This window comes from Marinobacter sp. DSM 26671, from assembly GCF_900112835.1.
GTDB lineage: Bacteria > Pseudomonadota > Gammaproteobacteria > Pseudomonadales > Oleiphilaceae > Marinobacter > Marinobacter flavimaris.
In genome coordinates, this window is sequence record NZ_FONF01000003.1 from 213,587 (window position 1) to 235,929 (window position 22,343).

22 protein-coding genes are annotated in these 22,343 nt (G+C 58.6%); 6 read left to right on the forward strand and 16 right to left on the reverse strand.

The features are described 5' to 3' along the window. Positions 1-59: 59 nt before the first annotated feature. The gene (locus BM035_RS04910) at positions 60-1,130 is read left to right on the forward strand and encodes an aminopeptidase (RefSeq protein ID WP_092030520.1); all 1,071 of its coding nucleotides are present in this window, start codon (positions 60-62) and stop codon (positions 1,128-1,130) included. Here the strand turns inward: BM035_RS04910 and argA are convergent. The 7 genes from argA to coaBC form a co-directional block, all read right to left on the reverse strand. After that, positions 1,104-2,411, reverse strand: coding sequence for an amino-acid N-acetyltransferase (argA, locus tag BM035_RS04915; protein WP_092030522.1), 1,308 nt, complete (start codon positions 2,409-2,411; stop codon positions 1,104-1,106). The two genes, BM035_RS04910 and argA, sit on opposite strands and share 27 nt — an antisense overlap. Positions 2,412-2,616: 205 nt before the next feature. Further along, on the reverse strand, positions 2,617-3,786 hold the full coding sequence (argE, locus tag BM035_RS04920; RefSeq protein WP_092030524.1) for an acetylornithine deacetylase: 1,170 nt from the start codon (positions 3,784-3,786) through the stop codon (positions 2,617-2,619). Positions 3,787-3,812: 26 nt separating this feature from the next. After that, positions 3,813-5,063: an acetylornithine deacetylase gene (locus tag BM035_RS04925; protein ID WP_092030526.1), complete on the reverse strand. Its 1,251-nt coding sequence runs from the start codon at positions 5,061-5,063 to the stop codon at positions 3,813-3,815. Between the two features lie 24 nt (positions 5,064-5,087). Beyond that, positions 5,088-5,984: an acetylglutamate kinase gene (gene argB, locus BM035_RS04930; protein WP_008173452.1), complete on the reverse strand. Its 897-nt coding sequence runs from the start codon at positions 5,982-5,984 to the stop codon at positions 5,088-5,090. A gap of 57 nt (positions 5,985-6,041) precedes the next feature. Beyond that, positions 6,042-8,684 (reverse strand): phosphomannomutase/phosphoglucomutase, encoded by a 2,643-nt coding sequence (locus tag BM035_RS23115; protein WP_053113170.1) that lies wholly within the window; start codon positions 8,682-8,684, stop codon positions 6,042-6,044. Positions 8,685-8,779: 95 nt separating this feature from the next. Beyond that, positions 8,780-9,241, reverse strand: a complete 462-nt coding sequence (gene dut / locus BM035_RS04940) for a dUTP diphosphatase (protein ID WP_008173456.1) — start codon at positions 9,239-9,241, stop codon at positions 8,780-8,782. A gap of 41 nt (positions 9,242-9,282) precedes the next feature. Continuing rightward, a complete protein-coding gene (gene coaBC, locus BM035_RS04945; protein WP_053113171.1) occupies positions 9,283-10,482 on the reverse strand; it encodes a bifunctional phosphopantothenoylcysteine decarboxylase/phosphopantothenate--cysteine ligase CoaBC in 1,200 nt (399 codons plus the stop codon). 186 nt (positions 10,483-10,668) lie between these two features. On the opposite strand from coaBC, the gene radC reads away from it, so the two are divergent. From radC to rpmG, 3 genes are all read left to right on the forward strand, one after another. Continuing rightward, entirely contained in the window at positions 10,669-11,343 is a 675-nt protein-coding gene (gene radC / locus BM035_RS04950; protein ID WP_008173460.1) for a RadC family protein, read from the forward strand. A gap of 228 nt (positions 11,344-11,571) precedes the next feature. Further along, a complete protein-coding gene (gene rpmB / locus BM035_RS04955) occupies positions 11,572-11,808 on the forward strand; it encodes a 50S ribosomal protein L28 (RefSeq protein ID WP_008173462.1) in 237 nt (78 codons plus the stop codon). 11 nt (positions 11,809-11,819) lie between these two features. Then, complete coding sequence (gene rpmG, locus BM035_RS04960; RefSeq protein ID WP_008173465.1) at positions 11,820-11,975, forward strand: 50S ribosomal protein L33; 156 nt, start codon at positions 11,820-11,822, stop codon at positions 11,973-11,975. A 64-nt stretch (positions 11,976-12,039) separates the two neighbouring features. Here the strand turns inward: rpmG and BM035_RS04965 are convergent, their stop codons facing one another. From BM035_RS04965 to BM035_RS04975, 3 genes are all read right to left on the reverse strand, one after another. Then, complete coding sequence (locus BM035_RS04965; protein ID WP_053113172.1) at positions 12,040-12,900, reverse strand: endonuclease/exonuclease/phosphatase family protein; 861 nt, start codon at positions 12,898-12,900, stop codon at positions 12,040-12,042. Between the two features lie 59 nt (positions 12,901-12,959). After that, positions 12,960-13,595: a thiol:disulfide interchange protein DsbA/DsbL gene (locus BM035_RS04970; RefSeq protein WP_008173469.1), complete on the reverse strand. Its 636-nt coding sequence runs from the start codon at positions 13,593-13,595 to the stop codon at positions 12,960-12,962. A gap of 143 nt (positions 13,596-13,738) precedes the next feature. Next, positions 13,739-14,347, reverse strand: a complete 609-nt coding sequence (locus BM035_RS04975) for a c-type cytochrome (RefSeq protein ID WP_053113173.1) — start codon at positions 14,345-14,347, stop codon at positions 13,739-13,741. A 176-nt stretch (positions 14,348-14,523) separates the two neighbouring features. Between BM035_RS04975 and yihA the strand changes: the two genes are divergently transcribed. Then, on the forward strand, positions 14,524-15,147 hold the full coding sequence (yihA, locus tag BM035_RS04980; RefSeq protein WP_053113174.1) for a ribosome biogenesis GTP-binding protein YihA/YsxC: 624 nt from the start codon (positions 14,524-14,526) through the stop codon (positions 15,145-15,147). A gap of 7 nt (positions 15,148-15,154) precedes the next feature. On the opposite strand, the gene gntR is transcribed toward yihA, so the two are convergent. From gntR to BM035_RS05010, 6 genes are all read right to left on the reverse strand, one after another. Beyond that, positions 15,155-16,153, reverse strand: a complete 999-nt coding sequence (gene gntR / locus BM035_RS04985) for a gluconate operon transcriptional repressor GntR (protein WP_053113175.1) — start codon at positions 16,151-16,153, stop codon at positions 15,155-15,157. Next, positions 16,154-16,672, reverse strand: coding sequence for a gluconokinase (locus BM035_RS04990; protein ID WP_053113176.1), 519 nt, complete (start codon positions 16,670-16,672; stop codon positions 16,154-16,156). It abuts the gene before it with no gap. A gap of 1 nt (position 16,673) precedes the next feature. After that, a complete protein-coding gene (locus tag BM035_RS04995) occupies positions 16,674-17,990 on the reverse strand; it encodes a TRAP transporter large permease (protein WP_053113177.1) in 1,317 nt (438 codons plus the stop codon). Continuing rightward, positions 17,983-18,585: a TRAP transporter small permease subunit gene (locus BM035_RS05000; RefSeq protein ID WP_217646314.1), complete on the reverse strand. Its 603-nt coding sequence runs from the start codon at positions 18,583-18,585 to the stop codon at positions 17,983-17,985. The genes BM035_RS04995 and BM035_RS05000 overlap by 8 nt, the downstream gene beginning before the upstream one ends. Positions 18,586-18,646: 61 nt before the next feature. Then, positions 18,647-19,657, reverse strand: a complete 1,011-nt coding sequence (locus tag BM035_RS05005; RefSeq protein ID WP_053113178.1) for a TRAP transporter substrate-binding protein — start codon at positions 19,655-19,657, stop codon at positions 18,647-18,649. A gap of 290 nt (positions 19,658-19,947) precedes the next feature. Further along, the gene (locus BM035_RS05010) at positions 19,948-20,628 is read right to left on the reverse strand and encodes a TetR/AcrR family transcriptional regulator (RefSeq protein WP_053113179.1); all 681 of its coding nucleotides are present in this window, start codon (positions 20,626-20,628) and stop codon (positions 19,948-19,950) included. 192 nt (positions 20,629-20,820) lie between these two features. Here BM035_RS05010 and BM035_RS05015 point away from each other — a divergent pair, with 192 nt between their 5' ends. Further along, complete coding sequence (locus BM035_RS05015) at positions 20,821-22,266, forward strand: coniferyl aldehyde dehydrogenase (RefSeq protein ID WP_053113180.1); 1,446 nt, start codon at positions 20,821-20,823, stop codon at positions 22,264-22,266. The last annotated feature ends 77 nt before the right edge of the window (positions 22,267-22,343 follow it).

Consider the following 22,343-nt stretch of genomic DNA (forward strand, 5'->3'; position numbering starts at 1 on the left):
ATTGTACTATAGCGGCCTGGCCCCCACAGGCAAACCAATCCACTATAACATCCTGACCCATGAAACAGCTTAGTCAGATCTATCTACTTTTGCTACTGGTAACAATGCTTAACGGCTGTTCGACCATTGGCTACTATTCGCAAGCTGTCAGTGGGCATATGTCCCTGATGATGTCCGGAAAACCGGTGGAGAAGGTCTTCTCAGACGACACAACGCCGATAGAGCTTCGGGAAAAACTCGCTTTGGCTCAACAGGCCCGGGAATTCGCCGCTCAACGACTGGCCCTGCCGGTGGGAGACGCCTTCAGTGACTACGTCCAGCTTGAAAGACCCTGGGTGGTGGTAAACCTGGTGGCTGTGCCGGAGTTCTCGCTGGAGCCACACCGCTGGTGCTACCCGGTTCTCGGCTGTCAGGCCTACCGGGGTTACTTCAGCCTGGAAGATGCCCGTGCCGAGGAGACGCAATTTCTCAATAACGGCTTCGACACCTTCATTGGCGGCGTGACCGCCTATTCCACCCTCGGCTGGTTTGATGACCCGCTGCACACTGGTTTTACCCGCCTGGCGGAGGACCGCATGGTCGCCCTGATGTTCCATGAACTGGCCCACAGGGTGGTCTACATTGCCGATGACACGGCATTTAACGAAAGCTTCGCCACCGCCGTGGAGCTGGAGGGGCTCAGACTCTGGTTATCGGAACAGGGAAAGCCCGGCCAGTTCCGGGAGGCGTTGGGCCGTCTTGCTCGCCGCAACCAGACCCTTGCCCTGGTGGAGGACTTCAGTGCCCGGCTGGACGTTCTTTATGCTCAGCAGGACGTCTTGCCAGACCAGCAACTGCGGAATCGCAAGGCGGCCATTTACCAAGAGCTGGCTCTTGCCTATCAGGAACTTTCCGCAGAGTGGTCCGAACCGGGCCCGTTCGGACCGGTACCAGTCAGCCTGAACAATGCCAACCTGGCGCTGTTTCGTCAGTACAACCAGCACGTACCGGCGTTCCGTCAGATGCTTCGGAATGCAGGCTACGACTTTGCGGACTTTTACAAGGCCGTCGAGACGCTGTCAGAGCAACCGGAACCCCAGAGGTCTGAACATCTGGCCGCCCTGTCAGAGCGGTTTGAAGAACACCTTTGAGTTCCGCTGGGTGTTATAGGCAGCCAGCTTCGGCCCGGGCAGGGCCTGCACTGTCGAAGGCTGGAAGCCCCGCTCCCGGAACCAGTGCTCCGTCTGGGTGGTGAGCACGAACAGCTTCTGGATACCCTGCCCCCTGGCCAGCTTCTCCACCATTGCCAGAATCTCATCACCCCGTCCGGCCCGGCGATAGGTCGGGTCTACCGCGAAGCAGGACAACTCGCCGGCACCCTCTTCAGGGTAGCTGTACAGAGCGGCACAGCCCACGATAGTGCCGTCGCGCTCCGCCACAACAAAGCGGTCAATCTCGGTTTCCAGCATCTCCCGGGAGCGGCGAACCAGAATGCCCTGCTCCTCCAGCGGCTGGATCAGCTCCAGAATCCCGCCGATGTCCTCGACCCGGGCCTGGCGGAACTGCTCGTAGTGATCGCCACTGACCAACGTGCCGGCGCCATCCCGCGTGAAGAGCTCCTTCAGCAGGGCGCCGTCATCCACATAGCTGATGATGTGGGCGCGACGTACGCCCTTCACACAGGCATCACAGGCAGCTCGCAGCAAGTCGGCATCGTGACCGGTCACCACACCGGCCGCCAGACGCTCGGACGCCTGGCGCGCCGACAGCTCCCGGATCAAAGTACCGTCCTCTTCCTGTAACCCGGGATCATCAATAAACACCATCAGCTTCTCGGCCTGCAGTGCCGCTGCCACCTGGCTGCCAACATCCTCGTAGGAGAGGTTGAAGGCATCCCCGGTGGGCGAATAGCCCATGGGCGGCAACAGGACAATGTGACCAAGCTCCAGCAGTTTCTCGATCCCGGCCACATCCACCCGGCGCACCTTGCCGGTATGGCCAAAATCAATACCGTCGAGCACACCCACGGGCTTGGCAGCCACATAGTTGCCGCCACTCACCCGGATACGGGCATTATGCATCGGCGAATTCACCAAACCCATGGAAAGGTGGCTCTCCAGGTAGGCACGCAGGCCACCGACGGCCTCCATCACCATGCTGAGGTGCTCTTGCGGCGTAATCCGCAGACCTTTTGAAAACGACGATTCGATTCCTGCAGCATCCAGCCGCGTCTGGATTTGCGGGCGGGCACCAAAGGCAACGACCAGCCGCACACCAAGGCTGCTCAGCAGCGCGATGTCATGGATGATGTTGATGAAATTCCCGTGTTCAATCGCATCCCCCGGAATGGTCAATACCACCGTCCGCCCGCGATGGGCGTTGATGTAAGGGGATGAATGGCGGAATCCATGCAGCCAGTCGTTTGATTTCAAACCTTTCTCCTGGTCTCTCGTTATCTTCTAAAGGCAGGTACTTTATCTTGAGGAGTTTGCCGAGTCCTGTCGAGGAGGGTGTGCCAAAACACGCCCGTAAATACGTCCCTGTAGGGCTCGGTCGCGCCATCCCTGGCGCTCCACGGTTTTGGCACACCCTCCCCGCCAGGACTCTCCGCAGGCGTCGGAAGTGCCTGCGCCACACTCAGAGACAGAACTGTCGGATCAGCCCTCGCAGTACTTGAACGGTTGGATCAAGCTGGGACAGCTCTATAAATTCATCGGGCTGGTGCGCCTGATCGATGGATCCGGGACCCATAACAAGAGTCTCCAGGCCAAGCTTCTGGAGCCAGGGCGCTTCCGTGGCGAAAGCAACCGCGTGGGCGGTATGACCCGTCAGTTTCTCACAGGCTTTGACCAGAGCGGCATCGGCCGGAGTTTCGAACGGTGGCACGCCGTCAAAGAGCGGCTCGAATTCCAGGGACAGTTCCCGGCGGTCCGCGATCGGCTGAACCTTGCTCAGGATGGCCTGGCGCAGGGTTTCCATGTTCATGCCCGGCAAGGGGCGCAGATCAAAGTGCAGCTCACACTGGGCACAGATACGGTTTGGATTGTCACCACCGTGGATGCAGCCAAGGTTCAGGGTTGGAAACTGTACCTCGAAGTTCGGGTTCCGGTACTTTTCCTGCCAGCCTGACCGGAGTGCCAGCAACTCGGTGAGCGCTTCGTGCATCCCTTCCATGGCGTTGCGGCCGAGGGCCGGGTTGGAGGAATGACCGGACTGGCCCTCGAATTTCAGGCGCTCCATCATGATGCCCTTGTGCATGCGCACCGGTTTCAGGCTGGTTGGCTCGCCGATGACCGCGTAGCGGGCCTTGGGCTTGCCAGCTTCGGCCAGGGCCCGGGCGCCGTCCATGGAGCTCTCTTCGTCGGCGGTGGCCAGTATGATCAGGGGCTGTTTGAGATCTTCGTCCACAAAGGCCCTTGCTGCTTCAATGGCCAGCGGGAAAAAGCCTTTCATGTCGCAGGTACCCAGCCCGTACCAGCGATTGTCCCGCTCGGTCAGGGTAAAGGGATCGCTCTGCCAGCGTTTGTCATCAAAGGGCACCGTATCGGTATGGCCGGACAACACAAGACCGCCCGGGCCGCTGCCAAGGGTTCCGATCAGGTTGAATTTTCCGGGCATGCCTGGCACTTCCAGGATTTCCACGGAAAACCCGAGGGCTTCGAGCCATTCTGCCAGGGTTCGCACCACGGGCTCGTTACTATGATCCCATTTTGCCGACGCGCTGCTGATTGAGGGCAGAGATATCAGGCGGGCAAGCATGTCACGAATGCCCGGCACCACTGCGGATTTGCTATCGGACTGCGACATAGTTTCCTCTCAGATTCCCATTGGAATCATTGTGCACGGCCACGCCGCCAGACTTCAAAGTTGGTAATCGCCCGGATCAACATCGGGTAGGCGACTTCACCGCCAGCGATAACCCAGGCCACTTCCAGCTCGCGTTCGCTGACGCTCACCAGACGCCCTTCCACCACGTTCTCGTTGGAAAGCGTTACCCGGACCTGCCGGTCAACCCATTGTTCGGCGGTTTCAAGATTCGCCGGATACCAGGTTTCGGTCTCAGGATCCTCCCGTGGCACCACCGGCTCGACGGCCACCTCTGGTGTTTCCTGAACAACCGGCTCAGCCTCGGCCAGATAGACGTCCGGCACGCCTGCACCGTTGTAACGAACTGGCCAGCTCATGCCCGCACCCTCGTTTTCAGCCGTTCTTACAGGCACTCCGAGCAGAGGCTGGGCCGGCTGCACATCTACCGTGAGCTCACCGCCCTCCAGCAGCCACTGCCGGTACAACGCTTTCAGCTGGACACTGGCGGCCAGGCCCCGGGCTTCAAGCCCGGCAGACAGCGCCTGCACTGCGCGCCCGGCCCATTCTCCGGTTTCGATACCGGCTTCGCGGGCGCAATAGGCGGCGATGCGACGCATCAGGCCACCATCACGCAAGGTCAGCGTCATCGGCTCGGCGCCACCGGAAACGGTCAGCTCGGCATCCTGGATTCGGATTCGGGCATCACGCCAGTCCAGCTCCAGACTGCCGGTGCTGACGGTATTCAACTCAGCATGGAGATTGCCCGGAGTCTGTCGCACAAAGCCATCCCCGGCGAGTGCTGTGATGCCCATGCGGATCAGGTCACCGCTACCCAGCTGTTGGCGCGGATCTGGCGCGCAGGAAAGCGCAAACAAGGCCGGATCGCCCTCGCTATTGGCGCCTTCTGCAGTAACCCAGTTACGAAGCATGGTCGGGTCGAGGGTCAGGCCAAGGCCGTCGAGTCGCAAGGTCCATTGTTCCGGCATGCCAGCCGGGTCGAACAGGACAGAGAGCAAACTGACGGGTGAGCCGGTATCAAGCTCCACCCTCGCCATGTCCAGAGGCTGGGTGAGCTCGAAATCCTGCCAGCTGGCGTCGTTGAGAACCAACCGGCCCTCAACGCCGGAACTGATGCTGCCCCTGTGCAGAACACCGTGGGGCTCCAGCGCCTGTCTCGCCTCGGCCATGCGCTGATCCGCCAGCCACCAGACCCCCGCCTTGAATGCGGCAAAGCCGACCAGAACCAGTATTACCAGCGTCGCAAGCAGGCGCTTCATCCGGAGACTCCTTGTCGGGTGCCGTCAGTTACGGGAAATCAGGGTGCCGACACCCTCATCAGTGAAGATCTCCAACAGACACGCATGAGCGACCCTGCCGTCGATAATATGGGACGTGCGCACGCCATTTTCGACGGCACTCAGTGCACAACGGATCTTGGGGAGCATGCCACCATGAATGGTGCCGTCCTCGATGAGATCATTGACCTGCTTGGCCGTGAGCCCGGTAAGCACCTTGTCTTCCTTGCTCTTGAGGCCGGAGACGTTGGTCAGCAGCATCAGCTTCTCGGCCTTCATGGCCTCGGCCACCTTACCCGCCACCAGATCGGCATTGATGTTGTAGGAGGCGCCATCCGGTCCCACGCCAATCGGTGCAATCACGGGAATCAGGTTGCTGCGGGTAAGCATCTCAATCACATCCACGTTGACACTGGCGACCTCGCCCACATGGCCGATGTCGATAATCTCCGGGCGTTCCAGTTCGGGAGAGCGGTCGACCACCTCCAGCTTGCGGGCTCGTATCAGATTGGCGTCTTTGCCGGTGAGCCCCACCGCCATGCCGCCGTGAGAGTTGATCAGGGAGACAATTTCCTTGTTCACCTGGCCACCAAGCACCATCTCCACCACGTCCATGGTTTCGGAATCGGTTACCCGCATGCCGTTGACGAATCGGGACTGGATGTTCAAACGCTCCAGCAGCTCGCCGATCTGCGGGCCACCGCCATGGACAACGATCGGGTTGATGCCTACAAGTTTCATCAGCACCACATCGCGGGCAAAACTGCTCTTCAGGTCTTCGTTTTCCATGGCGTTACCGCCGTACTTGATGACCACGGTCTTGCCGGTAAATCTCTGAATATAAGGCAGGCCCCGACTAAGTACCGAAGCCACCTGCATTGCCGTTTCACGATCCAGCGCCATGTTTTTGCCTTGTTGATCCTGTATTGAAACTTGCCTGTGAAACTCGGTGACTGCGAATCAGAAATCCGCCACCAGATCCGGCGCTGCCTTCTGCAGCTGGTCACGGAACACAGACTTGATACGCTCCAGTGCCTCGTCGGTCTCCGCTTCAAAGCGTAAGACCAGCACCGGCGTGGTGTTTGATGCCCGGCACAGCCCCCAGCCGTCGGCGTAGTCCACCCGGATGCCGTCGATGGTGCTGATATTGCCGTCACCGAAATCCCCGGACTCGCCGAGGCGTTTGATAATGTCGAACTTGGAACTTTCCGTCACTTCGACATTCAGCTCTGGCGTACTGATGTCATCAGGGAAATCCTCGAAAACTTCATCGCTGTGACGATCCTCAATGCCCAGAATTTCCAGCAGGCGGGCCGCAGAATACAGACCGTCATCAAACCCGTACCAACGCTCGCCAAAGAAAATATGACCACTCATTTCCCCGGCCAGCAAGGCGCCAGTCTCTTTCATTTTTGCCTTCATCAGGGAATGACCGGTTTTCCACATGATCGGTCGGCCCCCGGCTTCTGAAATCACCCCGGCCAGCCTGCGGCTGCATTTCACATCGTAAAGGACATCGGCCCCCGGATTCCGTGAAACCACATCCCGGGCAAACAGCATCATCAGCCGGTCCGGCCAGATAATCTTGCCAGAATTGGTTACTACACCGAGACGGTCACCATCGCCGTCGAAGGCCAAACCGATGTCGGCCCCTTCCGATTCAACCCGGGCAATCAGATCCGCCAGATTCGCCGGCTTACCTGGGTCGGGATGGTGATTCGGGAAGTCACCGTCCACCTCGCAGTAGAGCGGAATCACTTCGCAGCCCAACTCCTCGATCAGCATGGGTGCCAACTCACCGGCAATGCCATTGCCGGCATCGACGACCACCTTGAGCGGTGCCGCTACCGCAATATCGCCAACAATCCGGTCCAGGTAAGCACGGCGCACATCCTCGGTGCTCTGGCTGCCCCTACCGCTGGCAAAATCTCCGGTCTGGATGCGCTGATACAGTTTCTGGATGGCCTCACCTGAAAGGGTTTCGCCACCCAACATGATTTTCAGGCCGTTATAGTTGGCCGGGTTGTGACTGCCGGTCACCATCACGCCAGAGCCAGTCTGGAGTTCGTGGGTGGCAAAATAGAGGACCGGTGTCGGCACGGCCCCCACGTGAATCACGTTGCACCCGGCTGCCATGACACCGCGTGCCAGAGCATCAGCCAGATCCGGGCTGGAATGGCGGCCGTCATAACCAATGCAAAGGCTGTCGACACCGCGCTCCCGGGCCTCCGAACCGATGGCCCGACCGATGACTTCAACGCCCTCGGCGGTCAGGGTTTCGCCGACAATACCCCGAATGTCATAGGCCCGGAAAATATCCTGGGAAAGCTCCACTTGAGGCAGGGCCACCTCTTCCACGTCCGGAGTGTCGCCGGAACCAAAGACGGTATCATCGCCGCTGCCGAAGCCCAGAACGTCCTCATCGCCATCAAGCATGTCGATATCGGGCATGTCCTTGTCCTGGAACAAAGGCTCATCGCCGCCCTTGGCGGCACCACCGCCAGACTTTCCGGAACCGGCCGGCCTGGGTTTGGCGGTTTCTACAGCCTTGGCGACCCGTTTATCAACCACCTGTGACAAACGGTAGAGCACCTCACCGGTTGAGGCGACCATATCCCAACGGAAGGTCGGCAGCTTTACCCGCTCTCCGCCGAACACCTTGTGCGCCCACTGGATCAGGGCCGTCACATCCTGACGCAAGCCCTTCTGGGCCCCGCCCAGCAGTACCCAGACGATGATGGCAGCGATCAACGCGGGCACGCCGACCAGAAGCGCGATCATTACCGTATCAACCGGCGCTGCGGACGATTTTGCAGGGGTGTAGGCTACGGTCCAGTCCGGATTGGAAAGCCGGCGGGATTCCGCGTTTCCGGAGCCGCTGCCGTTACTGACCACGGTGCGGGATGAACCGGACACGGTCTGCACCAGCGCGAGCTGACCACCGAGGCTGGAGTTGACCACTTGCAGCAACGGCTGGATCTGGCCGGAGTCGAAGATAATCAGCAGGCTGCCGATGACCGCATTGCTGGTCGGATTGCGAACCGGGGCTGCCATCTGGACAAACCACCGGTTATCCCGTGGAAACGCGTCGGGAAACAGTCGCTGGCCGGTTTCAGCGCGCCGGGCCAGCTCAAGCCCGGAGAAGCCCAGCAGGCCCTCACTGCTGGAGGTGCGTGGAATGTCACGGTAGGGAAACAGATGCACCGCCTCGATGCCGGGCAGTGAATCCGCCAGCTGCACCTCGGTCGCCGGAATCTCGTTCCGGCTGCTCAGGGCCTGAACGACATGGGGCTGCGTCGCCAGACCATTGACGCTTTTCTGGACCTGGTCAAAATACTGGTTCAGTCGAAGGGCGGCGGCATCCGCTTCCAGAACTTTCAATGACTCGAAGCGTTCCTTTGCAGACGGCTGAACCACCAGAAAATGAAGCAAGGCAACGGCAATCACCCCCGCAAGGACCACGACCAGCGACTGGCTCACCGCCACGGAATTGAGTCTCTTCAGTTTGGGTCCCGAAGAACTGGTTTTTTCCTTCTTCACCGCCTTCTTCGCCGGCTTTTCATCAACGGACGCGTCGGCATCTTTCTTTTTACCCAGCTTCATAGTCCATCCTGCAGTTGTAATTTTATCGTCCTGGACAAGCAGTTATCCGCAAAGTATAGACGCCGGCACAATGTTCTGCGTGGCCGGCTTCCCGGTCACCTTGTGCCGGTGGAGCCAAAGCCGCCTTCACCGCGGGCGCTGGCGTCGAATTCCGAAACCACCTCAAAATCAGCCTGCACAACGGGTACCAGCACCAACTGTGCCAGACGCTCCCCCACATCCACGGTAAAGCTGGTGCGCCCCCGGTTCCAGCAGGACACCATTAACTCGCCCTGGTAATCCGAATCAATCAAGCCCACCAGGTTGCCAAGCACTATACCGTGCTTGTGGCCGAGCCCGCTTCGGGGCAGGATCATGGCCGCCAGCGATGGATCGGCAATGTGGATCGACAACCCTGTCCTGATCAGTTGGGTATCGCCCGGCTCGAGGGTCAGCGGCTCGTCCAGACAGGCCCGAAGATCAAGGCCTGCGGAGCCTTCGGTGGCATACTCGGGAAAGGGAATCTGGCTGCCAATGCGATCATCCAGAATACGTACCTGAAGATTTTTCCTGCTCATGAGGGGTCCTGTCGATTGTAGTGCAGGTGCGCTTCGCTGAGTCAGCGGGCGGCCTGACCAAGATGTTCACCTATCATCGCCACAAGCTGTCGGGCAATGTTCGTTTTGCTGTCGGGACCGATCGACGTCTGGCCACCCGGCCAGAATACGCTCACCGCATTGTTGTCGCTGTTAAAGCCCAGCCCGGGCGTAGACACATCGTTGGCCACGATCATGTTCAGTTTCTTGCGTTGCATTTTGTCGGTGGCGTAGCTCGCCACATCGGTGGTTTCGGCCGCGAAACCTACGCTAAAAGGCGCATCGTCGCGGCCGGCTATGGTAGCCAGGGTGTCGGGATTGCGCACCAGCGAGAGCGCCATGGCGTCACTGGACTTCTTGATCTTGTCTCCGGCACAGGTTTCCGGACGGTAATCGGCGACCGCAGCTGTCGCAATAAACAGGTCACAGCCCTCATCCACGGCGTTTGAGGCTTCCTGCAACATGTCCTCGGCCGTTAACACCGGACGAACCTCGACACCGTTAGGCGCGGAAAGCGCTACCGGACCACTGACCAGAATCACCCGGGCACCTGCCTTCTGCGCCTCGCTGGCCAGGGCATAACCCATTTTCCCGGAGCTGTGATTGCTTATATAGCGCACCGGGTCGATAGGCTCTCGGGTCGGGCCTGCAGTAATCACGACCGTCTTGCCAGCGAGCACGCCTGTGCGACCGTGATCGACAAGCGCAACAATGTCCTCCGGCTCCAACATTCTCCCTGGCCCGGTATCACCACAGGCCTGCGCTCCCTGAGCCGGCCCCCATAATTCGATCTGGGGATCCTCTTCAAGCAGCCGGATATTTCTCTGGGTACGGCCATTGCTCCACATTGCCTGATTCATCGCAGGCACCACGGCAATGGGCGCCTCGGTTGCACAACAAACGGTGGTTAACAGATCGTCGGCCATCCCCTGGGCAAGGCGGGCGATAAAATCGGCCGACGCCGGCGCAACGACCAACTGATCAGCCCACTTGGCCAGTTCAATATGCCCCATACCAGCTTCCGCCTCAGGGTCCAGCAAGGACGTCCTCACGGGCTCGCCACTGAGGGCCTGAAAGGTCAGTGGTGCCACGAACGCTTCCGCCCCGCGGGTCATAACAACCCTCACCTCATGGCCCGCTTTCTTTAACTGGCGAACCAGCTCGGCACTTTTATAGGCAGCGATACCACCGGTTACTCCCAGGAGGATTCGTCTGGCGGCCATAGGGGCTCCGTTTCCGCATAAAATGAAAGGCTTATAAGATAGCATGCTCAGGCCGCAGCGACAGCCTGCCAGACCCGGCATACGTTTACCGATTGTTAGTTTTTAAAGTAACCTTTGTAACCCTGAGATGCCCGTCGCGGTGCAGGAAGCACCAGGGCAGGAGACAACCAATGCAAGGAAGCCACGATGTCAGACCCCGCCTGGCCCACGGACGAACGTCCACGGGAACGCCTGCTCGCCCACGGACCGCAAACCCTCTCCGACGCCGAACTGCTCGCCCTGTTTTTACGCACCGGCACCACCGGCATGCCGGTCATGGCATTGGCTCGCCACCTGATTGAGGAGTTTTCCGGGCTTCGGGGGTTGCTGACGGCTTCCCGTCGCCAGTTCTGCGATGTCAAAGGTCTGGGAACCGCCAAATACGCCCAGGTTCAGGCGGCCATGGAAATGGCGCGCCGGGTCATGGATGAACCATTGCGCCAGGGTGATCCCCTGCGCTCTCCCGAAGATACCCGCCGCTTTCTTACCAGTCGGCTCGGCACCTACCCGCACGAGGTTTTCGCAGGCCTGTTTCTGGACAATCGCCATCGCGTTATTCAATACCGTGAGTTGTTCCGGGGCACCATCGATGGCGCGGCCGTCTATCCGCGGGAAGTGGTGCGACAGGCTCTGGAGGACAATGCAGCAGCGGTGATTTTCGCTCACAACCACCCGTCGGGCGTCGCCGAACCGAGCCAGGCCGACATTTCCCTCACCCGCCGCTTGAAAGAGGCCCTCGGACTGGTGGATATCAGGGTTCTTGACCATATGGTTGTTGGCCATGGTGAGGTAGTATCTCTCGCTGAACGGGGTCTGCTGTAAAGCCCGATGGTTAACCGTGCACGTCAATGCCGGAAAACTGGCCAAATTCCCAACAATTTTTTGCGTTGGGGGGTGAGTTCTGGTATAAAAGCGTCCCTTTCTGGCGGCGTCTGGCGAGCAGCGTTCAGTTTAGAGGCGCGAATGGGGGCGTAATAGCTCCTTAGCAACCAGAGACGCATTAAAAACGAATTCGTATTATTGAGACCATTGCTCAGGTCGGAGGCAAGTATGTCCAGAGTTTGTCAGGTTACCGGTAAGCGTCCGGTATCCGGTAACAACGTTTCCCACGCGATGAACCACACTCGTCGTCGTTTTCTGCCGAATCTGCAGAACCATCGTTTCTGGGTTGAGTCCGAGAAGCGTTTCGTGAAGCTGCGCGTATCCACCAAGGGCATGCGCATCATCGACAAAAAAGGCATTGACGCTGTGCTGGCCGATCTTCGTGCCCGCGGCGAGAAATTTTAAGGAGCCGCATCATGCGCGAGAAAATCAAGCTGGTTTCATCAGCAGGTACTGGTCACTTCTACACGACCAAGAAGAACAAGCGTAACACTCCGGAAAAAATCGAGATCAAAAAGTACGATCCGGTTGTCCGCAAGCACGTTGCGTACAAGGAAGCCAAGATCAAGTAATTCCTGATCCGGCATCCAAAAAAGCCCGGCCAATGCGCCGGGCTTTTTTTTGACTTGATGCTATTCAGAACTTCTCCAGGTAGCCCTCCGGCAACGCCACATCCATGGCGATGGGCAGGTGATCCGACATCGGATAACTCACCACCTCGGACCGGCGGATCTCGAGTGAAGGACTTACCAGGATATGATCCAAAGCTTTCTCCGGCCGCCAGCTGGGGAAGCTATGGGCGGTATCCGGTAGCGGCACCAGATCGGTTTCCCTGAGGGGCGTCTGAGTCAGTAGCTGTTCGGCATGGGCGTTCATATCTCCCATCAGAACCACATGCCGGTAGTCGGCAATCAGCTCCCGGATGTAACCCAGCTGGCGTTGCTGAGCCGTCTTGCTAAGGGAAAGGTGCATCAGCACCAGCACCAGTGGATCATGCTCGGTTCCGTATCGGGCGATGATGGCGCCCCGGCCCGGAATCAGGCCCGGCAACTTGTGTTCGGTAACGTCAAGGGGCCGATACCGGCTCAGCAGGCCATTGCTGTGCTGGGCGATCTGACCGAGATTCCGGTTCAATTGCTGGTACCAGTAGGGAATGCCGGCCGCTTCGGCCAGATATTGCACCTGGTTGATATAGCCGCTGCGCAGACTGCCCCCATCGCACTCCTGCAAAGCCACCACGTCGTACCCGCGCAGCAGGGAGGCAATCCGATCCAGATTTTCGATACGGTTACGGTGAGGCAGTATGTGCTGCCAGCTTCGTGTGAGGTAATGACGGTAGGACGAGGTGTTGATTCCCACCTGAATATTGAAGGTGAGCAGGCGGATGTGCCGTTTCGGTTCGAACTCCGGCACATGCTCGGTCCCGGAACAGGCACCCCTGGGCCCGCCGGCCGGCCTCAGGATGCCATTCAACTGCTTTCGGATATGCTTGTACATAGTGGCGGCCTCAACCGGCCGGCTGGTCTTTGCAATGGGGCCGGAATCCGTAACGGGGGTTATTCCACCTCGCCACGCTCTTTGGCGACAAGGTAGTCCACCACGTCGAGAACGGCCTCATGGCTGCCGGCCATGGATGCACTGACAGTGTACTTGCCATTAACCAGCATAGTCGGCGTTCCGGTAATCCGCGCGCCACGGATTTTCGATTGAGCTTTCTGCATACGGGCATTCACGCCAAAGCTTTTGTAAGTGCTGACAAACTCATCCGGATCTACACCGTAATCCGCAACAAAGTCGGCCAGGGCTTCAGGGGTATTCAGCGGTCGACGCTCACCGGCAAGCGCCTCGAACAGGGCATCGTGCACCTTGTCCAGCTCCCCCATGGCCTCAAGCGCATAAAAAGCGTAGGCGTGGGGTTCCCAGTTTCTGCCCAGTGCCGCAGGGATCTTCACGTAATTGACGTAATCAGGAGCACTGGCCGCCCACTCCTCAATCAGAGGTTTGAAGTTGTAACAATGGGGGCAGCCATACCAGAAGACTTCCGCTACCTCGACACCGGAATCGCTTTCGGTTCTTACCGGGTTATCCAACCGGTTGTAATGGGTCCCTTCTTTCCACTCTGCAGCACTGGCCAGGCCAGAAACAGACAGCGCCAACAGGAGCAGGAAAGCCGTTCTGAAGGATCGAAACATGAAAAATCTCCGGTTATCTGAATATCGTTTTGGGAGGATTATGACCCAGCGTACCTGAAAAGTTCCACAGGTCGGCAGTTACAGAAAAGAAAGGCAGCAAAAAACCCCGCACCAGGCGGGGTTTCTAGCTGCAGACCGGCGGCTTAGTTCAGGCCGGAAATGTAGCTGGAGACCGCTTCGATCTCGGCATCGGTCAGCTTAGAGGCCACGTCCATCATGATCGATGCGTTCACGCCGCTGTCCCGCTCACCATCGCGATAGGCTTGCAACTGCTTGACCAGGTACTCTGCGTTCTGGCCACCGAGCGCCGGGTAGCCGGCCGGCTCGTTGCCAACACCTTGAGGGCTATGGCAGCCGGCGCAAGCTGGGACACCCGTTGCCATGTTGCCGCCACGGTACAGGGCAGCACCCTGATCAACCAGATCCGGATCGGCCTGGCCAACAACCATGTCTTTGGAGTTGAAATAAGCCGCCAGATCCTGCAAATCCTGATCGTCCATGTTATCCAGAATACCGGTCATTTCCGCGATATTCCGCTCTTTATCCTTGATCAACACCAACTGGCGATACAGGTACTTCTCACCAAGGCCAGACAACTTCGGGTATACGCCCATCACCGGCTTGGCACCGCCTTGACCGTGACAACCAGCACATACCGCTGCGTTCTGTTCGCCTGCTTGAGGATCTCCCGCCCCGTGCGCCATCGCTGTGAGGCCAACACCGAGAACTACTCCTGCGATCAGTTTTTTCATGCTCGCTCCGCTTCTCTCATCTTTTAAGGGTATTCTTCGCTACGCAGCCGGCAGGCACTGACCAGTCAGGCTCAAAACCGGGGCTGACAGCGGTCGCGCACAGCGCGCCGCCCGGAATTGGTGTAGCATTATACATTAATCCCTGATAACTGAAATCCAAAGGAAAGCCAACCGCTGTGGACCCTGATCTGACTCAAAAAAGCCTCTCATTTAACAGCGCCCGATTCCTCATCAGCGCCTCCCGTCTGGACGAGTGTCCGCCCGATTTCGGAGCGGAAGTTGCCTTCGCCGGCCGATCCAATGCCGGAAAGTCCAGCGCACTGAACGCGATCACCGCCAACGGCAAGCTGGCGCGAACCAGTAAAACTCCGGGGCGCACCCGACTGATCAACTTCTTCTCTCTGAACCGCGAGAACTGCCGAATGGTCGACCTGCCCGGATACGGCTATGCCAAAGTATCCCGGGACATGAAAGACGATTGGCAAAAGCACCTGGGCCACTATCTGAATGACCGGCGCTGTTTACGCGGCCTGGTTCTGGTGATGGACATTCGCCACCCACTGACCGATTTCGACCAAATGATGGTGGAATGGTGCGAACATAACAACCTGCCGCTGATGATTCTGGCCACCAAAGCCGACAAATTGAAATACGGCCAGGCCAAGACCGCCATGCTGGGCATTGCCAAGAACCTGAAATCGTATTCCTGCGTCGAACATCTGATCATGTTCTCTGCAACGTCAAAACGGGGCGTGGACGAATGCCGGGAGGCCTTGATCGAGTGGCTGGAAGCGGAGTAACAAGGAATTAAAGGGTGCCACCGCATTCTATCCGGTAACCGAGGTCAATCACCTGTTCGCCCATGTCCGCGCCGGACAGGCGAGCGATCAGGGCCTCAGCCGCCCTTTGGCCCACCTGCTCACGTGGCGTAATGACACTGGCCAGCGTCGGCACCATGACCTGGCCAACATTGTGGCCGTGAAAGCCTGCTATCGCCATCTGACCCGGCACTTCGATACCCTGCCGCTGGCACTCGAAAAAAGCGCCTATAGCCACGTCGTCGTTGGTGCAGAAGATCGCGTCAGTGTCCGGCGCTTCGATGAGTATGCGTTGCAGCAATGTGGCGCCGACACTGAATGATGAGCGCTGTTCACTGCGCAGGGTAACGGGAATCAGCCCCTGCTCCTCCATGGCGCGGGTGTAACCCTCCTGTCGTTGCAACGTGCGAGCATCCAGCCGAACCGCTAGGTACACAACATGGCGGCGACCACGGCGAATCATCTCCCGCACCATGTCATAGGCCGCACGCACATTGTCAAAACCCACCGCCTGCTCGAAGGGCGTCGTGTGGGTGTCCATGATTTCCACCGTGGGCACGCCCGCAGTCCCCAGCATTCGCAAGGTGCGGTCGGTGTGCTGGCTTTCCGACAGGATCACGCCATCGACGTTGTAGGACAGTAGCGAGGCCAGACTGCGCTCTTCCACCTCGCGGCTGTAACCGTAGTGGGCCAGCATCAGATGATAGCCCGCAGGTTCGGTGACTGATTCGACCCCCTTGATGACATCGGCGAAGACCTGGTTGGTCAGCGATGGCAGTAGCACGCCGATTGCGTGGCTAGTGGATTTGGACAGGAGATCCGGCGCTCTGTTCGGAATGTAACCCAGCGCCTCGGCCTCGGCGAAAATCCGCTCACGCATGTGTTCAGACACATTATTGCCGCCCCGCAGGCAACGGCTCACGGTCATTTTCGTAGCACCGACCCTATCGGCAATATCCTGCAGTGTTGGGCGCTTCTTTTTAACCATTCAGTTTTTCCGCCTCCGGTCGGGTGTACTCAGCACTGCCAGGCAGCGCTCAACAATGCGGTCGGGCGGCTCGCAGACGTCGACGACAATGGCCCCTTCCCCTGGTTCCGGCTCCTCCAGCGTACGAAACTGACTTTCGAGCATGGAACGACCATTGAAGTAGTGATCTTCCCGACTGGAATGCCGGGACCAGATGGTTTCCATGTCGCCCTTGAGATAGACAAACTGCAGTGACGGATTACCCGCCCTCAGCCGGTCACGGTAAGCCCGCTTGAGGGCAGAACATGCCAGCACCAGACCGCCTTGCTCACCCTTGACCAGCCCTGCCAGATCATCCAGCCAACCGCTGCGATCGGCATCGGTCAGCGGCACACCGCTGGCCATTTTGGCCACGTTGGCCGGGCTGTGAAAGTCGTCGGCGTCGAAAAACGGCACCTGAAGACGTTCCGCCAGCCGGGTACCAATCAGGCTTTTGCCACACCCGGACACACCCATGACGATGATTTTCGAAACGCTCATATCACTGCCACCACAAAGCCAGTTGCGGGAATGCGATCAACAGGGCCAGCGCAACAATCTGCAAGGCAATAAACGGCAGTAGCGACCGGAAAATCTCGCCGAGGGTGATGTCCTTGGGGGTTACCGTTTTCAGATAGAACGCGGCCGGGCCAAAGGGCGGTGACAGGAAGGATACCTGCATATTCATGCAGAACACCACACCGAACCAGATCGGGCTGTAGCCCAGCTCCGTGACAATGGGCACGAAAATCGGCATGGTCAAAAGAGCCACCCCGACCCAGTCCAGGAACATGCCCAGAATCAGCAGAATAAACATCATGAACAGGATGGTGGTCAGCCCATCGCCGCCACTGACCGCAAACACCATCTCGCGGACAAACTCGATACCGCCCATCAGGTTATAGACGCCCACAAGAGCGGTGGCGCCGATGCCAATCCAGATGATCATGCCACACACCCGCAGGGTACTGATGGTGGCTTTGCGCACCATGGCCAGAGACAGTTCGCCCCGGATCCAGGTACTGATGGCAATGCCCAGCACACCCAGGGCCGATGCCTCGGTAACCGACGCCACGCCGCCATAGATGCTGCCCAACACGACCACCACCGACAGAATCGGGAACAGCAGGGCCTTGAAGAAGTTCGGCGCCGGGGTATCCGGCTGGTCCTGGTCGGAGGGGATGGGGGCCATCTCCGGCTTCAGCCAGACCCTGACCAGCACGTAGCCCATGTAGAGCAGCGCCAGGATCAGCGCGGGCAGGAACGCGCCCTTGAAAAGGTCACCAATGGAGACGTTTGCGGTCAGGCCATAAATGATCAGGACAATGCTCGGCGGCAACATGGTGCCCAGCGCACCACCGGCACAGGTGGTGCCAATCGCCAGCTTGCGATCGTAACCCAGACGCAACATCTGCGGCAGTGCCAGGATGCCGAGCAACACGGTTTCGCCACCGATCACCCCCGACATGGAAGCAAGGATCACCGCCACCACCAGGGTCTGGAGGGCGACACCACCGCGCAGCTTGCGGCCAAAACGGGCCATGGCATCGAACAGGTCCCGGGCAATGCCGGAATGATCCAGTAGCGACGCCATCAACACGAACATCGGCACCGCCAGGAAAACGTAGTTACCGATAAAGCTGTAAAGACGACTGCTGACAATCGGCAGCGCGTCAGGGCCAAACCAGCCCAGGGCAAAGACCAGGGCCACCAGGCCGGTGGCAAAGGCCAGCTGCATGCCGGTCAGCAACAGTACGATCAGCATCACCAGCATCAGCAGGCTGCCGTAGCCAATTCCGAGGGAAGCCAGCTCAAACATTGTCTTTCTCCCCGGTCGATGCCGGACCACGCAGATCACGAATCAGGTGCAGGACAAACTGGAGGGTCATAACAGCAATCGCCACCAGAATGATCACCTTCAGAAGGGCAGGAAACGGTGGATTCCAGGCCGACCCGGAGGTCTCCAGCCGCCAGCCGCCCCAGGGCGCCCAGACAGCCCCCTTGGCCATGAACCAGCTGGCATAGAGCAGCATCGAACAGAACGCCAGCCCGAACAGATGGTGAACCACCCGCAGCCAACGCTGGACGGCCGGGGACACTGCGTCGTAGATCAGCACAATACGCACGTGGCGATCGGTGGCCAGGGCATAGAGCCCACCCAGCACGAACAGGGTGGCACCGGCGAAGGTCACCGTTTCATGCACCCAGAGCGTCGGCGAACCGAACACATATCGGCGGACAATCTCGTAGAAAGACATCAGGACGATCAACGCGAATACCAGGCTCAGCTTTTTCCCCAGCCAGACAATGGCGCGGTCAAGGCGGGTAAAGCCGATATCCTCGTCGGATTCGGGCAGCAGATCACCCTGGCCCGGAGTGCGCTCCGGGCCGGAGGAAAGGTTTGCAGCAGACATAATGAACTCCGCGCACCGGGCAGGCCCTGCCTGCCCGGTTACTGGTTACGGGGCATTGCCTTTAGAGCAGGCCCTGGGATTCCAGATAGCCGGTTACCGACTGATAGACTTTCTCGGCATTGGGGGATTGCTCAGCGTATTTCTTCCACTGGTCCCGGGCAATGGTCCGAAACTTCCGGCGCTCTTCCGCCGACCAGTCATGAACGGTGATATCCGGATTGGCGCGTGCTTCCCTGACGGCCTTCTTGTCCGCCATGGCCAGCTGGGTGCTGATATCCTGGGCGAAGTCCCGGGCCGAGACGGTCATGATCGTCTGAATGTCCTTGGGAAGCTCTTCCCAATCTTCCAGGTTCATGGCAATTTCGATCAGCGGCAGGGAGTGGAAGCCAGGGTACACCGGATGCGGGGCAATCTCGTGCAGGCCGGCTTCGTGGTTGGTGGAAAACACCGTATAGTCGGCAGCATCGATAACACCCTTGCTCAGTGCGGTGTAGACCTCGGAACCCGGCAGGTTCACTGGCGCCGCCCCGGCGGCGGCAAATACCGACTGCACCAAACCTTCGGGTGCACGCATCTTGAGGCCTTTCAAGTCTTCAACACCATCCAGCGGTTTCTTCGAAACAAACGACTCCAGGCCAGTGCCACCACCGCCAACAAACTTCACGCCATAGGGCGCGTAGAGCTCGTTCATCAGCTCATAGCCCCCGCCATAATTGATGTAATCGATGAGCTGGTCCGGGCTGGACCAGGCGCCCACGGTATTGCCAATGAGCCCGAACGCGGGATCTTTGCCGGAAAAATAACCGGTCACCGATACATGGCCATCCAGGACGCCCATATTCATGGCACCGAGAGTTTCGGTATGGCTTACCACGCTGCCCACAGGCAGAAGATCAATGGCAACGCGGCCACCGGTCATTTCTTCGACACGGTCAGCCCATTGCTGCTGAATCTCGAAGTTCTTGACGCCAGCGGGGTCGGAGGACTGGAACTTGAAGGTATAGTCCGCCGCGAAGGCGTTAAAGGCAAGTGCAGCTGACAGTAGGCCAGTCGCGAGTCGGGTCGGGAACATAATAGCGTCTCCTGATTGTTTTTGTGCCGGCATATGTTACCGGTAACATCAGAAGCCTATCGAATTCGGAAACCACTTACAAGGGTGTTTTCGAGCAGGAAACAGCGAGGATTAAAAAACCGGTCTGCCAGAAAGCAGACCGGTGAAACGTCAGGGTTTGCGACGTGCTAAAACCTGAGATCGCACTCAGGAGACGCAAGGAATGTCCGAATTCCCAACGTCACTCCATATGACTGTAGTGTTCGACAAAAGTTCCGGAATAGATCGTTTTTTGACCACATTTTCGGGTTTCACTTATAAACCCCGGTGCCGGTGTCGCCCAGTTCATGAAGCGACGGCCGGTACTTTTCTCTCAGCGCCATAACACGCTCGCGATACGCCGGGGTGAGATAGGGAATTTCCAGAGTGAGCACCTGGTAAATGCCCTGCTTCAGCTCCGTTAGCGTCAGGCAGGCGGATGCCTCGGCCGCATGTGCTGTCTTCAGGAAAGCCATCCAGTTGGTTATAACCAGCCACACGTTCAGCGACATGGCCGATCGGAGATCCTCTTCCTGGGGTTCAATAATGCCTGCTTCCGCCAGCTTCTCGAAGATACGACTGATGGACGCCAGACAGCGGTTGGTGAAATCCCGATAGTCCTGACGCAGCCTCTGATCACTATCGAGAAGGTATTCCAGATCCCGGTGGAAGAACCGATAACTCCAGAGACCGTCGAAGACCGACTCCAGGTAGAAGGTCATGTCGTCCAGGGTCATCGCCCGGTCTTCCGGAATATCCAGGTAGAAATCCACCAGTTTTTCGTATTCCAGAAAGATCTCGTAAATGATGTCCGACTTGTTGCGGAAGTGGTAATACAGGTTGCCCGGCGAGATGGCCAGGTGCGCCGCAATATGGTTGGTCGTGACGTTGCGCTCGCCACGTTCGTTAAAAAGCTCCAGGCTGGAGAGCAGAATTTTGTCTCTTGTCTTCATAGACCCGTCGGCGTTTGTTGTTGTGTCGCTCACAGATGGCCCGATTCGCCATCCGCCTCCGCTTGACTCACTAGAGTATATACTCTAATAATACCCCCAGACGCAAATTGAGTATTTTTTCGCCAGCCTTTCAATATCTGGAATAACAGGTCGCCGACGGACTCTGATCGGCACCAATGAGGAGAAAGCATCATGGGAGCCACTGTCGTCCAGCTCACCGAGAGCAAGAAACAGATCCAGCACACCCACCGCGTGTTTGAGGATCAGAAAAAGGCGTTCCGCAACAATCCGATGCCCTCCCTTGCCGAGCGGCAGGAGAACCTGAAACGCCTCAAGCGGGTTCTGCTCAACAACCAGGACAGGCTTCTGGATGCCATCGACCGGGATTTCAGCTGCCGCTCGAAGGACGAATCCCTGATTGCCGAGGTCATGCCGTCGATCCAGGGCATCAACTACACCCTGAAGAGCCTCAGCGGCTGGATGAAGCCGTCCAGGCGCCACGTCTCCGTGCTATTCCAGCCCGCCAGCAACAAGGTCCACTACCAGCCCAAGGGTGTGGTTGGCGTGATCGTGCCCTGGAACTACCCTCTGTACCTGGCGGTGGGCCCACTGGTCGCATCTCTGGCAGCGGGCAACCGCACCATGATCAAGATGTCGGAGTACACGCCACACACCTCGGCCCTGTTCAAGGAGCTGATTGAAGCCAGCTTCCCGGAGGACCTGGTCTCGGTTATTAATGGCGAGGCCGACGTGGCTGCAGACTTCTCGTCACGTCCGTTTGATCATCTGCTGTTCACAGGTTCTACGTCGGTGGGCAAGCTGGTCATGAAGGCCGCAGCGGAAAATCTGACACCGGTCACCCTGGAGCTGGGAGGCAAATCCCCGGCCGTGGTCTCCCCGGATGTGCCCATGGAAGACGCGGCCCAGAGAATCGCCTTTGGCAAGGCTTTCAATGCCGGCCAGACCTGCGTGGCGCCCGATTACGTCCTTTGCCCCGCTGACCGGGTGCAGTCGTTTGTCGACGAGTTCCGTGCCCGTTTTTCCGAGATGTATCCCAGCCTGCGGGACAATGACGACTTCACTGCCATCATCAATGAGCGGCAGTACGATCGACTGCAAGGCTACCTTGAGGACGCCCGGGAGAAAGGCGCCGAATTGGTGGAGATCAACCCTGCCCGGGAGAATCTGAAGGACGGCACCCGAAAACTGCCCCTGACGCTGGTGCTGAACACCACTCCGGATATGAAGGTGATGCAGGATGAGATCTTCGGTCCGATTCTGCCGATCGTCAGTTACGGCAGCCTGGATGAAGCCATTCACTACATCAATGATCGTCCGCGGCCTCTGGCGCTGTATTTCTTCGGGTACGACAAGACCCAGCAGCAGCATGTGGTGGATAACACCCACTCTGGAGGCATGTGCATCAACGATTCCCTGATGCACGTAGCCCAGGATGATCTGCCTTTCGGTGGCATCGGTGATTCCGGCATGGGGCACTATCACGGCCGTGAGGGGTTCCTGACCTTCTCCCATCACCGGGCCATTTTCACCAAGCAGAAATTCAACAGCGGCAAGTTTGTCTATGCGCCCCATGGGACAACTGCGCACAAATTGGTTTACAAGTTCTTTATCCGCTGAGAACTCGGAGTCTGTCGCGGGCTGGAAGCCCGCGACGATTCAGCATTTTCCCCGCTATCCAAAAACAATAACGAGAA

Bases quoted from the DNA above. Each gene is read 5' to 3' on its own strand.
- BM035_RS23115 (WP_053113170.1), bottom strand. From the start codon at position 8,684: ATGAAGCTGGGTAAAAAGAAAGATGCCGACGCGTCCGTTGATGAAAAG.
- coaBC (WP_053113171.1), bottom strand. From the start codon at position 10,482: ATGGCCGCCAGACGAATCCTCCTGGGAGTAACCGGTGGTATCGCTGCC.
- argE (WP_092030524.1), bottom strand. From the start codon at position 3,786: ATGTCGCAGTCCGATAGCAAATCCGCAGTGGTGCCGGGCATTCGTGAC.
- radC (WP_008173460.1), top strand. From the start codon at position 10,669: ATGTCAGACCCCGCCTGGCCCACGGACGAACGTCCACGGGAACGCCTG.
- BM035_RS05015 (WP_053113180.1), top strand. From the start codon at position 20,821: ATGGGAGCCACTGTCGTCCAGCTCACCGAGAGCAAGAAACAGATCCAG.
- BM035_RS05000 (WP_217646314.1), bottom strand. From the start codon at position 18,585: ATGTCTGCTGCAAACCTTTCCTCCGGCCCGGAGCGCACTCCGGGCCAG.
- rpmB (WP_008173462.1), top strand. From the start codon at position 11,572: ATGTCCAGAGTTTGTCAGGTTACCGGTAAGCGTCCGGTATCCGGTAAC.
- BM035_RS04970 (WP_008173469.1), bottom strand. From the start codon at position 13,595: ATGTTTCGATCCTTCAGAACGGCTTTCCTGCTCCTGTTGGCGCTGTCT.
- dut (WP_008173456.1), bottom strand. From the start codon at position 9,241: ATGAGCAGGAAAAATCTTCAGGTACGTATTCTGGATGATCGCATTGGC.
- BM035_RS05005 (WP_053113178.1), bottom strand. From the start codon at position 19,657: ATGTTCCCGACCCGACTCGCGACTGGCCTACTGTCAGCTGCACTTGCC.
- rpmG (WP_008173465.1), top strand. From the start codon at position 11,820: ATGCGCGAGAAAATCAAGCTGGTTTCATCAGCAGGTACTGGTCACTTC.
- BM035_RS04965 (WP_053113172.1), bottom strand. From the start codon at position 12,900: ATGTACAAGCATATCCGAAAGCAGTTGAATGGCATCCTGAGGCCGGCC.
- BM035_RS04910 (WP_092030520.1), top strand. From the start codon at position 60: ATGAAACAGCTTAGTCAGATCTATCTACTTTTGCTACTGGTAACAATG.
- BM035_RS05010 (WP_053113179.1), bottom strand. From the start codon at position 20,628: ATGAAGACAAGAGACAAAATTCTGCTCTCCAGCCTGGAGCTTTTTAAC.
- BM035_RS04975 (WP_053113173.1), bottom strand. From the start codon at position 14,347: ATGAAAAAACTGATCGCAGGAGTAGTTCTCGGTGTTGGCCTCACAGCG.
- gntR (WP_053113175.1), bottom strand. From the start codon at position 16,153: ATGGTTAAAAAGAAGCGCCCAACACTGCAGGATATTGCCGATAGGGTC.
- BM035_RS04995 (WP_053113177.1), bottom strand. From the start codon at position 17,990: ATGTTTGAGCTGGCTTCCCTCGGAATTGGCTACGGCAGCCTGCTGATG.
- BM035_RS04990 (WP_053113176.1), bottom strand. From the start codon at position 16,672: ATGAGCGTTTCGAAAATCATCGTCATGGGTGTGTCCGGGTGTGGCAAA.
- argB (WP_008173452.1), bottom strand. From the start codon at position 5,984: ATGGCGCTGGATCGTGAAACGGCAATGCAGGTGGCTTCGGTACTTAGT.
- BM035_RS04925 (WP_092030526.1), bottom strand. From the start codon at position 5,063: ATGAAGCGCCTGCTTGCGACGCTGGTAATACTGGTTCTGGTCGGCTTT.